The organism is Pseudomonas aphyarum (genome assembly GCF_028657055.1).
GTDB lineage: Bacteria > Pseudomonadota > Gammaproteobacteria > Pseudomonadales > Pseudomonadaceae > Aquipseudomonas > Aquipseudomonas aphyarum.
The window spans coordinates 295192-307389 of the sequence record NZ_JAMDGS010000002.1; the positions used below are offsets into that span (position 1 = coordinate 295192).

13 protein-coding genes are annotated in these 12198 nt (G+C 63.7%); 1 reads left to right on the forward strand and 12 read right to left on the reverse strand.

Annotated features, from left to right (window positions below; genetic code table 11):
- Nucleotides 1-63: 63 nt before the first annotated feature.
- The 12 genes from M5G18_RS03020 to M5G18_RS03075 all read right to left on the reverse strand — a co-directional run bounded on the left by M5G18_RS03020 (nucleotide 64) and on the right by M5G18_RS03075 (nucleotide 11515).
- Nucleotides 64-660, reverse strand: coding sequence for a nucleotidyltransferase family protein (locus tag M5G18_RS03020; protein ID WP_273898566.1), 597 nt, complete (start codon nucleotides 658-660; stop codon nucleotides 64-66).
- Nucleotides 657-1637 carry an XdhC family protein gene (locus M5G18_RS03025; RefSeq protein WP_085607339.1) on the reverse strand — a complete coding sequence of 327 codons (981 nt, stop codon included), beginning with the start codon at nucleotides 1635-1637 and terminating at the stop codon, nucleotides 657-659. The genes M5G18_RS03020 and M5G18_RS03025 overlap by 4 nt, the downstream gene beginning before the upstream one ends.
- Entirely contained in the window at nucleotides 1637-3958 is a 2322-nt protein-coding gene (locus tag M5G18_RS03030) for a xanthine dehydrogenase family protein molybdopterin-binding subunit (RefSeq protein ID WP_007950775.1), read from the reverse strand. Before M5G18_RS03030 ends, M5G18_RS03025 begins: the two co-directional genes overlap by 1 nt.
- The gene (locus M5G18_RS03035; protein ID WP_039770687.1) at nucleotides 3955-4425 is read right to left on the reverse strand and encodes a (2Fe-2S)-binding protein; all 471 of its coding nucleotides are present in this window, start codon (nucleotides 4423-4425) and stop codon (nucleotides 3955-3957) included. The genes M5G18_RS03030 and M5G18_RS03035 overlap by 4 nt, the downstream gene beginning before the upstream one ends.
- Before the next feature lie 246 nt (nucleotides 4426-4671).
- Nucleotides 4672-5691, reverse strand: a complete 1020-nt coding sequence (gene murB, locus M5G18_RS03040; protein ID WP_273898567.1) for a UDP-N-acetylmuramate dehydrogenase — start codon at nucleotides 5689-5691, stop codon at nucleotides 4672-4674.
- Nucleotides 5688-6152 carry a low molecular weight protein-tyrosine-phosphatase gene (locus M5G18_RS03045; protein WP_007950772.1) on the reverse strand — a complete coding sequence of 155 codons (465 nt, stop codon included), beginning with the start codon at nucleotides 6150-6152 and terminating at the stop codon, nucleotides 5688-5690. The genes murB and M5G18_RS03045 overlap by 4 nt, the downstream gene beginning before the upstream one ends.
- Nucleotides 6152-6916, reverse strand: coding sequence for a 3-deoxy-manno-octulosonate cytidylyltransferase (gene kdsB, locus M5G18_RS03050; protein ID WP_064383500.1), 765 nt, complete (start codon nucleotides 6914-6916; stop codon nucleotides 6152-6154). The genes M5G18_RS03045 and kdsB overlap by 1 nt, the downstream gene beginning before the upstream one ends.
- Complete coding sequence (locus M5G18_RS03055) at nucleotides 6913-7098, reverse strand: Trm112 family protein (RefSeq protein WP_003174668.1); 186 nt, start codon at nucleotides 7096-7098, stop codon at nucleotides 6913-6915. The genes kdsB and M5G18_RS03055 overlap by 4 nt, the downstream gene beginning before the upstream one ends.
- 24 nt (nucleotides 7099-7122) lie before the next feature.
- Entirely contained in the window at nucleotides 7123-8133 is a 1011-nt protein-coding gene (gene lpxK, locus M5G18_RS03060; protein WP_273898569.1) for a tetraacyldisaccharide 4'-kinase, read from the reverse strand.
- Nucleotides 8133-8561, reverse strand: coding sequence for an ExbD/TolR family protein (locus tag M5G18_RS03065; protein WP_007950767.1), 429 nt, complete (start codon nucleotides 8559-8561; stop codon nucleotides 8133-8135). The genes lpxK and M5G18_RS03065 overlap by 1 nt, the downstream gene beginning before the upstream one ends.
- Nucleotides 8558-9193 carry a MotA/TolQ/ExbB proton channel family protein gene (locus M5G18_RS03070; RefSeq protein WP_007950766.1) on the reverse strand — a complete coding sequence of 212 codons (636 nt, stop codon included), beginning with the start codon at nucleotides 9191-9193 and terminating at the stop codon, nucleotides 8558-8560. Before M5G18_RS03070 ends, M5G18_RS03065 begins: the two co-directional genes overlap by 4 nt.
- Before the next feature lie 78 nt (nucleotides 9194-9271).
- Entirely contained in the window at nucleotides 9272-11515 is a 2244-nt protein-coding gene (locus tag M5G18_RS03075) for a DNA internalization-related competence protein ComEC/Rec2 (protein ID WP_273898570.1), read from the reverse strand.
- A gap of 136 nt (nucleotides 11516-11651) precedes the next feature.
- Between M5G18_RS03075 and M5G18_RS03080 the strand changes: the two genes are divergently transcribed.
- Entirely contained in the window at nucleotides 11652-12170 is a 519-nt protein-coding gene (locus M5G18_RS03080) for a DUF2062 domain-containing protein (RefSeq protein WP_007950764.1), read from the forward strand.
- Nucleotides 12171-12198 lie beyond the last annotated feature (28 nt).

A 12198-nucleotide genomic window follows, 5' to 3' on the forward strand; every position in this document is an offset into this window, starting at 1 on the left:
AAAAGCCAATAAAAAGCCCCGCCTGGTGATCCAGGCGGGGCTTTTTTATATCTCAAGGTTTTATCAGGATGGCGGGAAAACCAGCGCATCCGGCACATCGATATCCCACAACACACCCGGATCATCCACCGCGACTTCAATCACCCGACCTTGGGCGAACAACGGCCGCGCGCCCCGGTCACCGGACAAAGCCATCAGTCCCGCTGCGAACGATCGACCAAACCCGACTGGATGCCCATAGTCACCGTTCAACGTCGGTACGCTGACCGCATCCTCGGCAATCGCCGCCACGACCCGCTCAATGCTCGAGGGCAGGATGAACGGCATATCCCCCAGCACAATCAGCCAGCCATCGGCATCCGGGCAAGCCGCCACACCGGCCGCGATGCTGTCGCCCATCCCCGTGGACTCGATCGAGACAATGTCACACCCGTAAGCCTGCGCCATGCGCATCGCCTGCGGTCGCGCCTCGGTCGTCACCAGCACTCGCTGGTCGAGACTCGCCGGCAGATTCACCAACACCTGCTCGATCACCGAATGCACCGCGCCATCGCGCCCGGTGCAATCGGCCAGCAGCTTGTCTTTGTCGGCACCCGCCACCTCGCGAAAGCGGCTGCCCTCGCCCGCCGCCAGCACAATCACTCCGATGGATCGGCTCATACACTCTCCACTGTTTTCTTCTGCTTGAGCTCGACACCATTCTTGATCGCGACGATTTCCGCCAACAGCGATAAGGCGATTTCCGCCGGGGAATGGCTGCCGATATGCAAACCGATCGGCCCGTGCAAACGGGCGATGGCCGCTTCTGACAAGCCTAGCTCAGCGAGATTTTCCCGACGCTTGATGCTGTTGACCCGAGAGCCGAGTGCACCGACGTAGAACGCTTTGGAGTCGAGCGCCGTAAGCAGCGCCATGTCGTCCAGACGTGGATCGTGAGTCAGCGCGACAATCGCCGTGCGCTCATCGGTCTGGATATTCAGCACCGCCTCGTCCGGCATGCCGGGGACAAAGCGCCCATGCTGCTCTTCCCAGCCATAGACGAATTCGGTGCGCGGATCACAGATCAGCACTTCGAAATCCAGCAGCCGCGCCATCTCGGCCACATACCGCGACAACTGCCCGGCGCCAATCAACAGCAGGCGCCAGCGCGGGCCGTAAATGGCACGCAGGGTCTGGCCGTCGAAGCTCAAGGTGTCAGTCTTGCCAGCGGGTCGCAACACCACCTCGCCAGTGCCGATGTTCAGCTCGCGCGCGACGATTTCATGGGCCTCGCAGCGATCCAGCAACTCGGCGACCCATGCCGGATCGCCGACCCGCTCCTCGGTCAGGCGCAGAGTGCCGCCGCAAGGCAGGCCGAAGCGCGCGGCTTCTTCCTGCGTGACGCCATAGGTGATCAACTGCACCGGCGGCCCGTTGGCGGGAATCCGCCCATCGTGCAGCCGGGCGATCAGATCGTCCTCGACGCAACCGCCGGACACCGAGCCGATCACCACCCCATCCTCACGTAACGCCAGCATCGCGCCGGGCGCCCGGGGTGCGGTGCCCCAGGTCTGCACCACCGAAAACAACACTACCCGCTGCCCGGCGCGGCGCCATTCGAGCACGCTGCGCAGGACATTGAGATCGGCGCTGTCCATCACGCTTGCGCCTTTTGCCAGCCCTGCAACTGGTAACGCACCGGCAGGTTACGGATGCGCTGGCCGGTAGCGGCGAAGATCGCGTTGCACAGCGCCGGTGCAATCGGCGGCACGCCGGGCTCGCCGACACCACCCAATGGCACCTCACCCGGCGGCGTCACCAGATGCACCGCGACTTCCTTCGGCGCCAGCGACATACGCGCCACTTCATACATATGGAAGTTGTCCTGCTGCACCTTGCCGTCCTTGAAGCTGATTTCACCCCACACGGCGTTGCCCAGGCCCATCACACAGGCGCCTTCGAACTGCGAACGGATCCGCTCGGGGTTGATCTGCGGGCCGCAATCCACGGCGATATCGGCCTTGTGCACGATCAGCGTGCCGTCATCCTTGACCTCGACTTCGATCACCGCCGCCACATAAGTGACGAAGCTGTAATGCACGGCCAATCCGAGGCCACGGCCCTTGGGCAATTGACGCCCCCAACCTGCTGCCTTGGCTGCCGTTTCCAGCACGGTGCGCATGCGCCCGGTGTCGATCGGATAACGCTCGGGAGATTCGCCGTAGTTCCATTCTTCACTGAGCGTGCGCGGGTCGATCTGCCGATCCGGGCCGAGCAACTTGATCTGGTACTTGAGCGGATCTTCCTTGGCCTTGTGCGCCAGTTCGTCGACGAAACTCTGGATCGCGAAACCATGGGGAATGTTCGACACCGAGCGATACCAGCCGACCCGCGTATGCACCGTGGCTTCAGGGTTTTCCAGGCGCACGTTGGGAATCGCGTAGGCCATGTTGGTAAAGCCCATGCCCAGCTCGAACGCGGCTTCGTGATTCATGCCCGGCGCGAACAGCGCGGTGATGCTCGGCGCCACCGTGCGGTGCAGCCAGGCGGAAGGCAAGCCGTCCTTGCCGACGCCAGCCTTGAGGTATTCGGCAGACACGGTGTGGAAATACGAGTTGTGGATGTCGTCTTCCCGGGTCCATTGCACGCGCACTGCTTTGCCAGGAAATTCCTTGGCGAGCACGGCAGCCTCAACGACGAAGTCCGGTTTGGACTTGCGGCCGAAACCGCCGCCCAACAGCGTGACATTGAAGGTGACGTTATCGAACGGCAGCCCCAGGCGTTCGGCGATGCGCTCGCGGGTGACCTGTGGCGCCTGGCTCGGTGCCCACGCCTCGCAGGTGCCATCCTTGTAACGGGCGATGGCGACCATCGGCTCCATCGGCGCCTGCGCCAGATGCGGCAAATAATAAGAGGCTTCGAGCGTGCTGGCTGCACTGCCGATGGCCTTGTCGATGTCGCCGGTGTTGCGCACCACTTTACCTGGTTTCAGCGAAGCGGCTTCGATCTCCTTGCGATAGGCGACCGAGTCATAAGTGGCGTTCGGGCCATCGTCCCACTCGATCTTCAGCGCTTCACGGCCCTTCAATGCCGCCCAGGTGTTGCTGGCCACCACGGCCACGCCACCCAAGGGCTGGAATTCCGAAGGCAATGGCCGGGGTTCGATCTGGATGACTTTCAGCACGCCCGGCACTTTCAGCGCGGCGCTGTCGTCGACCGACTTGACCTTGCCGCCGTACACCGCCGGACGCGCAATGACCGCGAACAGCATGCCGTCGAAATGCACGTCGGCGCCGTACACCGCGCGGCCATTGACGATGTCGGCTCCGTCGATGGCCTTGGTGCCTTCCTTGCCGATGTAGCGGAATTCCGACGGCTGCTTGAGCCGCAGGCTGTCACGGGCCGGCACCGTCAACGCACTGGCCGCAGCGGCCAGCTCACCGTAACCCAGCTCGCGCCCGGACGGCGTGTGAATGACTTTATGCAGTTGCGCGCGGCATTCGCCGACCGGCACCTTCCACTGCGCAGCGGCGGCCTGCTCCAGCATGGTCCGCGCGGCAGCGCCGCAACGGCGCATCGGTTCGTACCAGTGACGCATGCTGCGCGAGCCATCGGTGTCCTGGTTGCCGAAGCGCACTTCATCACCCGGCGCCTGCTGAACCTTGACGTGCGCCCAGTCGGCTTCCAGTTCATCGGCGACCACCATGGTCAGGCTGGTGCGCACGCCCTGGCCCATTTCCGAACGGTTGCAGACCACGGTCACCGTGCCGTCAGCGGCAATACTGACGTAGACCTTCGGATCGTCGATCCAGCCGTTGGGCATGCCGTCGGCGCCGAACTGCTTCGGTTTGTCTTCGGCCAGCGCATCCTGCCAGCCCCAACTCGCCGCCAGCACCAACGCGCCGGTGGCGCCGACGCCCTTGAGGAAGCCCCGGCGACTCAGGTTGCTCAGGGCGAAATCGTTCGGTAGACGGCTCATGCCTTGGCCTCCTTCAGGTGAGTGGAGGCCTGACGGATCGCAGTCTTGATCCGGTTGTAGGTGCCGCAGCGGCAGATGTTGCCGACCATCGCCTCTTCAATCTGCTCATCGCTCGGGTTCGGATTGGTCTTGAGCAGCGCGGTGGCGGACATGATCTGGCCGCCCTGGCAGTAACCGCATTGGGCCACAGCCGTGTCGAGCCAGGCTTGCTGAACGATCTGACCGACCGGATCGGCATGCAGGTTGTCGATGGTGGTCACGTTCTGCCCGACCACCGAACCGATCGGGGTGATGCAACTGCGCGCCGGCGCGCCGTCGATATGAATGGTGCACGCTCCGCACAGGCCCATGCCGCAGCCGAACTTGGTGCCGTTGTAACCGGCGACGTCACGGATCGCCCACAACAGCGGCATGTCCTCGGTGACATCGAGTGGATGGTCTTGACCATTGAGTTTCAGGGTAATCATGGGCACGCCCGCATATTCATGGAGGTTATGGGGTCGAGCCATCTGCCACCGCAGGGACGGTGGTGGTTCGCGCAGATCGGCTCAGGCTAATCAGGCTCTCTTGTGCCGACGGGAACGTCTGCACCGGGCCTTTGGTGGAGCAAATGACTGGTATCGTTAGCTGGCTACGTTAACCCGCGATTAACAAAAAAGCCCTGCACTTTTTAAATAGTGCAGGGCTTTGGGTTCAGCCTTGAAAGCGTAGCCTCAATAGCGATTGGGCTCCATTTCCAGCTCGACATTGAAACGTTCTGAAATGTCTTTCTGGATGCGCTGGGCCAGATCGAGCAATTGCAGCCCGGTCGCCGTGCCGTAGTTGACCAGCACCAGCGCCTGCAATTTATGCACGCCGGCATCGGCCTCACGGAAACCTTTCCAGCCGGCACGCTCGATCAACCAGCCGGCCGCCAGTTTCATCTGCCCGTCCGGTTGCGCGTAGGCCACCAGATCCGGGTGCTGCGCCTTGATCTGTGCGACCACGGCCGCCGACACCAGCGGGTTCTTGAAGAAGCTGCCGGCATTGCCGAGCACCGCCGGATCCGGCAGTTTCTCGCTGCGGATGCTGCAAATCGCTCGACTGACGTCTGTCGGCGTCGGTTGCTCGATGCCCTGCTCGGTCAGGCGCTGACGCACCGGGCCGTATTCCAGGTGCAGATGCGCGACTCGATCCAGTGCGAAGCGCACCCGCAGGATCAGCCAACGACCCGGCTGCTGCTTGAACACGCTGTCGCGGTAGGCGAAGTTGCACTCTTCCAGACTGAAGTCGCGCAGCTCGCCGGTCTGGCGATCCAGCGCCGTCAGGCCGGCGAACACATCCTTGATCTCGACCCCGTAGGCGCCGATGTTCTGCATCGGCGCGGCGCCGACGGTGCCGGGGATCAGACTGAGATTCTCCAGCCCGGAAAAACCCTGCGCCAGCGTGTGCTGCACGAACGGGTGCCACGGCTCGCCGGCTTCGGCCTCGATCACCACGCGGTTGCCGTCGTCGCTGATGACGCGAATGCCACGGCTTGCCATGCGCAGCACCAGCGCCGGGATGTCCGCCGTGAGCAACAGATTGCTGCCGCCGCCGATCACCAGCAACGGCACGTCGTGGGAAGTCGCGTAAGCCAGGGCTTCGCGCACATCGGCGTCACTGTGGGCTTCGGCAAACAGCTGCGCGCGAACGTCGACGCCGAAGGTATTGAAGGGTTTCAGGGAAACCTGCGGTTGCACCTGCAAACTCATAACCGCCCCTTCACTTCGATCAACAGCTGATCGCAGGCACGCTCGATCAGATCCAGCACCTGCTCGAAGCCCTGATCGCCGTCGTAATACGGATCCGGCACTTCGTCGACCACGCCTGCATAGCGGCGCAGGAACAAGTCGAGTTCGGCCTTGCCGGTGGACGGTTGCAAGGCCTTGAGGTTGCGCAGGTTGCTGTTGTCCATGGCGAGGATCAGGTCGTAGCTGGCGAAATCGGCGCGGCTGACCTGCTGAGCGCGTTGCGCCGACAGGTCATAACCGCGCAGTTTGGCCGCGGCCTGACTGCGTTTGTCCGGCGGATTGCCGACGTGCCAGTCGCCGGTACCGGCGGAGGCCACTTCGACCTGATCCGCCAGCCCCGCTTCACGCAACTTGTGGCGCAACACGCCTTCGGCAGTGGGCGAACGGCAGATGTTGCCCAGGCACACGAACAGAACGCGCATCAGGCCTCCAGCAGGCGACGGACGCGCTCGAGGTCTTCGGCGGTGTCGACCCCGGTCGGCGGCGCGATCAACGCGTCAGCCACGTGAATCCGCACGCCGTGCCACAGGGCACGCAGCTGTTCGAGGGATTCGGTGTTTTCCAGCCAGCACGGGCCCCAGCTCACGAAGTCCTGAAGGAAGCCTGCGCGGTAGGCATAAATGCCGATGTGACGACGATACGGCACGCCTTCCGGCAAAACATCGCGGCTCTTGGCGAACGCATCGCGGGCCCATGGCAGGGTCGCGCGACTGAAGGTCAGCGCCAGACCGTTGAGATCGCTGACAACCTTGACCACGTTCGGGTTGAACAGGGTTTCCACGTCCTCGATCGGCTCGGCCAGGGTGGCCATGCGCGCCTCGGTGTGGGCCGCGAGGTTGGCGGCGACCTGATCGATCACACTCGGCGGGATCAGCGGTTCATCACCCTGTACGTTGACCACGATGGCATCCGGCTCCAGACCCAGCTTCGCAGCCACTTCAGCCAGACGGTCAGTGCCGGAGTTGTGATCTTCACGGGTCAGCACCACTTCGGCGCCGAAAGCCTTGCAGGCCTCGACAATGCGCGCATCGTCGGTCGCCACGACCACACGGCTGGCGCTGCTTTTGCTCGCCTGTTCCCAGACGTGCTGGATCATCGGCTTGCCGGCGATATCCAGCAGCGGCTTGCCCGGCAGACGGGTCGAGGCGTAACGCGACGGGATGACAACGGTGAAGGCGGTGGTCATTTATCCAGACGCTCGTCGGTGGTCAGGGTGCGGGCTTCGCTTTCCAGCATCACCGGGATGCCGTCGCGGATCGGGTACGCCAGGCCGGCGCCCTTGCTGATCAGTTCGGTCTTGTCGGCGCTGAGCTTGAGCGGGCCTTTGCAGATCGGGCAGGCGAGGATGTCGAGCAATTTGGTGTCCATGAACATTCCCTGGATAAAAACGGATTAAGGCAAAAGACGATCCGGCAACAGGCGCATCAACTGCGTGTCGAACCAGGCCACGAAGGCCGGCGACGGCACGGCATCGACCGCCAGGTACCACCAGTCGTCGGCAGCGAAGGCGCGGCACTTCACCGCGTCCTTCTCAGTCATCACCACTGGCAATGACGGCGTGAAACTCAAGGCCTGCACGCTGTATTCGGCGTGATCGGCAAACGCGTGGGGCACAGGCCGCCAGTCTAGCGCTTCGAGGGTAATGAAGAAACGTTGCGGGTTGCCGATCCCGGCCACTGCGTGTACGGCCTGACAGGGCGGGAAATGATCGAGCGACTGGCGTTCGCCGCTGCGCAGATTGACCAGCGCCGACGGCTTGAGGTGGAAAGCGAAACCGCCGTCGCGATCCTCAAGGGCGCCGTTGAACAGCACCCCGTCAACGCTTTGCAGGCGTTCGGCCGGTTCGCGCAGGGGGCCGGCGGGCAGGCAGCGCTGGTTGCCAAGGCCACGGGCGGCGTCGATCAGCACCAGTTCCAGATCCCGCGCGAGGCGGTAATGCTGCATGCCGTCATCGGACAGGATCAGGTCCAGCGGATCGCTGTCCAGCAGGGCTCTGACGGCGGCGCTGCGATCGGGATCGATCATCAGCGGTACGCCGGTGCGCTGCACGATCAGCAAAGGTTCGTCGCCGGCGATGTCGGCAGTCTGGTCAGCTTCGACCCGCCACGGCAGTTGCGCCGGTTTGGCACCGTAGCCACGGCTGACCACGCCGACACGCAGCCCGTGGCGTCGGCAGTGCTCGATCAGCCACAGGATCATCGGCGTCTTGCCGGTGCCGCCAACGGTGATATTGCCAACCACGATCACCGGCACCGGGGATTGATAGATCTCACCCTCGCCGTCGAGAAAACGCTGACGCTTGCCGGCCACGACGCGGCGGTACAGCCACTCCAGCGGCCGCAACAGCGTCAGGGCCGGGTGACCCTGATACCACGCGGCGAGCAGACGATCGGACATGGCCATCAGGATTTGGGCGCCGCCTCGACCGTGGTCATGCGCAGATGGCTGAAACCGAGCTTGCCGGCCGCGTCCATGGCGGTGATCACGGATTGGTGCTGAGTCTTGCCGTCAGCACTGATCGACAACGGCATGTTGGTGTCGCCGTTGGCTTCTTTCTGCATGGCTTCCATCAGGGTTGCCAGATCGTTCTTCGGCAGAATCTTGTTGTTCACCGAGAACACGCCTTCGGCGCTGATGGCCACGTCCAGTTGCTTGACCTGCTGATCCTCGGCCGGCGAGCCGCTGACCGCTTCCGGCAGGTCGACGCGCAGCTGGGTTTCGCGGGTGAAGGTGGTGGTCACGACGAAAAACAGCAACAGGATGAACACCACGTCGATCAGCGACGCGAGGTTGATGTCGATGGTTTCCCGGGGCTTGCGACGGAATTTCACGCTTTTTCCCCGGCCAGATCGACGTCACGGTCGCCCTGCACCACTTCCACCAGTTTGATCGCTTCCTGTTCCATGCCCACCACCAGTTCATCGATGCGGCGTTGCAGGAAACGGTGGAAGAACACCGCCGGAATACCGACCATCAGGCCCGCAGCGGTGGTGATCAGCGCCTTGGAAATACCGCCGGCCAGCACCGAAGCGTTGGTGGTCATGCCGGAACCGGTGAAGGCACTGAAGATGTCGATCATGCCCAGCACCGTACCCAGCAGACCGAGCAACGGCGACATGGCGGCGATGGTGCCCAGCGCGTTGACGTAGCGTTCCAGCTCGTGGATGACCCGGGCGGCGGCCTCTTCGATGCACTCTTTCATGATCTCGCGACCATGCTTGGAGTTGGCCAGCCCCGCGGCGAGGATTTCACCCAGCGGCGAGTTGGCGCGCAATTCCTTGAGTTTTTCCTTGTTGAGCTGCTTGTCCTTGATCCAGACCCAGACCTGACCCAGCAGATGCTCAGGGGTGACGCGACTGGCGCGCAGGGTCCACAGGCGCTCGGCGACGATCGCCATGGCGGCGATGGAACTCAGAATGATCGGCAACATCATCCAGCCGCCGGATTTGACCAATTCCCACACAGTGACAGCCCCCTCGAAAAAGTGCGCCACTTTACCATACCGGTTCGCGATAAAGACCCGTCGCCCCGACGACCGTGCTCAACGGTACTCCGCCCCCGGCAACGGCGGGTCGCGCCAGAACCGGCGTTGTTGACGCATCGACCGGGCCGGCTGAAACCGCCCCAGTTGCAGATGAATGGCGCCCTGCTCGGCGCTGTCATGGATGTGTATGCCCTGTTTGCGGTAGCGGGCAATGACCGTCGGGTGCGGATGGCCGAACGAATTGCCCTGCCCTCGGGAAATCAGCACGGCCTGCGGATGCAATGCCTTGAGCAAGGCCATCGATGAGGAACTGCGACTGCCGTGATGCGGGGCTTGCAGCCATTGGGTATGAACTGCCAGCGCGCTGTTGAGCAGATCCCGTTCGGCGGCGCTGTCGATATCGCCGGTCAGCAGCAACCGCTCGCCGTTGGCTTCGATCTGCAACACGCAGGAGCGCTGGTTGCTGTCATGGGCGTCGGCCCACTGCCATAGATGAAAGGCAACGCCGTCCCACTGCCATTGCCGGCCGCTTTCACAGGCCTCGGCGTTCAGTGCCTCGGGCAACCCCGGCGGATCGCCGCTGATGACCCGGCTGACCGGCAATCCTTTCGCCACCGCGAGTGCGCCACCCGCGTGATCGGCATCGGCATGGCTGAGCAGCATCAGATCGAGGTGCTCCACCCCCAGTTTGCGCAATGCCGGCAGCACCACTCGCTCGCCGAGGTCGAAATCGCCGAAACGCGGGCCGCTGTCGTACAGCAAGGTGTGATGCCGGGTGCGGATCAGAATCGCCAAGCCCTGGCCGACATCCAGTTGCCAGACATCGGCCACGCCTTCGGCCAGACGTTCCCGGGGCGGAAATGCCAGCACCAGCAGCAATGGCCAGCCCAAAGGACGCAAGGGAACGCCTCGGGGCAGCAATAACAACAGGGCACCAAGACCTCCCAGCGCCCAGACCCACCACTCCATCGTCGTCGGCACCCACGCTGGCCAACGACCGGCAATCAGGGCCAGCGCCCTGAACAATCCATCGATCAGTCCGCCGGCCAGCCACAGCAGGCCTTCCCCGACATAGGGAATTGGCAGCAGCAATGTGCCCAGCAACGCCGGCGGCAGCACCGCGAAACTGACCCACGGCACCGCGAGCAGATTGGCCAGTGGCCCGCTGAGACTGATCGGCAGGCTCAGCGCCACCAGCACCGGGCACAAGCCGATCGCGATCAGCCACTGCGCGCGTGTCCAGGTCTGCCACCAGCGCCACGGCCCCAGACGGCCGCCGAAGGTGAAGATCAGCACGGCGACCGCGATAAAGGACAGCCACAACCCCGGACGCAGGCTCGCCAGCGGATCCATCAACAACACGCCGTTGAAGGCCAGCAACAAAGGCCACCAGGCACCGAGATGGCGAAATCGCAATCGCCACAGCAGCACCAGCGCAACCATTACGCAGGCCCGCCGCACCGGCACGTCGAATCCGGCCAGCAGGCCGTAACCCAGCGCAGCCGTGAACGCCAGACCGCACGCCCAGGGCAGCCAGGGCCAACGCAACGGCCAGATCCCGACCCGCGCCAGCCCGGCGACCAGCGCATACATCAACGCCGCCAACAGCCCGATGTGCTGGCCGGAAATCACCAGTAAGTGCACGGTGCCGGTGTCCTGCAAGGTCTGCCAATCCTCGCGACTGAGTCCCGAGCCATCGCCGAGAACCAGCGCAGCCAGGGCGCCGTTACGTCCCTGGGCATCCACTGCAAGCAGGCGCTGGCGAATGCTGTCGCGCCAGGCCCACTGTGCCGGCGCCAGGCGCTCGCCATCCTTCACCGTCCCGGTGGCGCCGATGCGCTGCGCCAGCAGCCAGGCTTCGTAATCAAACGCATCCGGATTGAGCAGGCCACCGGGGCGCTTGAGCTTGACCGCCAGTCGCCAGCGTTCGCCACTGCTGACCTCAGGCCCGGCGTACCAGGCCAGACGCATCAGCGACGGCAGTGTCTCGTGTCGCGAGCGCGCATCGGCCAGTTCGAAGCGCACAACGCCCTCGGCATTCTGCGGCAAGCCGACGACCCGCCCTTCCACCCAGCGCGTTTCGCCATCCAGCCGGGAAGGCAGTCGATCATTCAGCGCCATCTGCGCGTTGAAGCTCGCCCATGCGAATCCAAGCAGTAAAAACGCCAGTGGATGGCTGCGAAACGGCAGCAGCATCAGCGCCACCCACGGCAACACCAGCAATAACCCGACCGGCGGCAAGGCCGGCAAAAAAACCGGAGCCAGCAGACCGACCGCCAGCGCCATCATCCCTGTGCGCATAAGCCCGTCCTTGAGAGTCCCACCTTCAGGCATAGCGGTTGCGGGGCACGACCGTCGTTATCAATTGTCACAAAGTCTGAATGGGCGGTTCGTAGAATCCAGACATACTTGCCGCCTTAACCGACCGAGAAGCCTTATGCCCCGGCGCTTATTCAAACGTTACATGCCCGACCCGACGAGCATCAGGGAACACAAATCCTTACGCTTTCTCGGCACGTTGCTGCATGACCCGAACCTCTGGCACCTCAACCGACACTCGGTGGCCCGCGCCATGGCCGTTGGCCTGTTCGCCGCGTTCCTGCCGATTCCCGCGCAAATGCTGGTGGCCGCTGTCCTCGCGATCATGGTGCGCGGCAACATGCCGATTGCCGTGAGTCTGGTCTGGCTGACCAATCCGATCACCATGCCGGCGGTGTTCTTCTGCACGTATCAGGCCGGGGCCTGGCTGATGGATGTGCCCGCCCGCACGCTCCCCGACGAATTGACCTGGGAATGGATCAGCGGCGAACTCTCGACCTTGTGGCAACCGTTCCTGCTGGGTTCGGTGGTGGTCGGGCTGGCACTGGGCGCCCTCGCCTATTGTCTGGTGATGATGTACTGGCGCTGGTGGGTGGCCCGGCAATGGGCGCGGCGCAAGAAAAGACGTCAGGCGTGAATGCAAAACGGCCTCCACTGTGGGAGGC

Bases quoted from the DNA above. Each gene is read 5' to 3' on its own strand.
- M5G18_RS03020 (WP_273898566.1), bottom strand. From the start codon at position 660: ATGAGCCGATCCATCGGAGTGATTGTGCTGGCGGCGGGCGAGGGCAGC.
- M5G18_RS03025 (WP_085607339.1), bottom strand. From the start codon at position 1,637: ATGGACAGCGCCGATCTCAATGTCCTGCGCAGCGTGCTCGAATGGCGC.
- M5G18_RS03030 (WP_007950775.1), bottom strand. From the start codon at position 3,958: ATGAGCCGTCTACCGAACGATTTCGCCCTGAGCAACCTGAGTCGCCGG.
- M5G18_RS03035 (WP_039770687.1), bottom strand. From the start codon at position 4,425: ATGATTACCCTGAAACTCAATGGTCAAGACCATCCACTCGATGTCACC.
- murB (WP_273898567.1), bottom strand. From the start codon at position 5,691: ATGAGTTTGCAGGTGCAACCGCAGGTTTCCCTGAAACCCTTCAATACC.
- M5G18_RS03045 (WP_007950772.1), bottom strand. From the start codon at position 6,152: ATGCGCGTTCTGTTCGTGTGCCTGGGCAACATCTGCCGTTCGCCCACT.
- kdsB (WP_064383500.1), bottom strand. From the start codon at position 6,916: ATGACCACCGCCTTCACCGTTGTCATCCCGTCGCGTTACGCCTCGACC.
- M5G18_RS03055 (WP_003174668.1), bottom strand. From the start codon at position 7,098: ATGGACACCAAATTGCTCGACATCCTCGCCTGCCCGATCTGCAAAGGC.
- lpxK (WP_273898569.1), bottom strand. From the start codon at position 8,133: ATGGCCATGTCCGATCGTCTGCTCGCCGCGTGGTATCAGGGTCACCCG.
- M5G18_RS03075 (WP_273898570.1), bottom strand. From the start codon at position 11,515: ATGCGCACAGGGATGATGGCGCTGGCGGTCGGTCTGCTGGCTCCGGTT.
- M5G18_RS03080 (WP_007950764.1), top strand. From the start codon at position 11,652: ATGCCCCGGCGCTTATTCAAACGTTACATGCCCGACCCGACGAGCATC.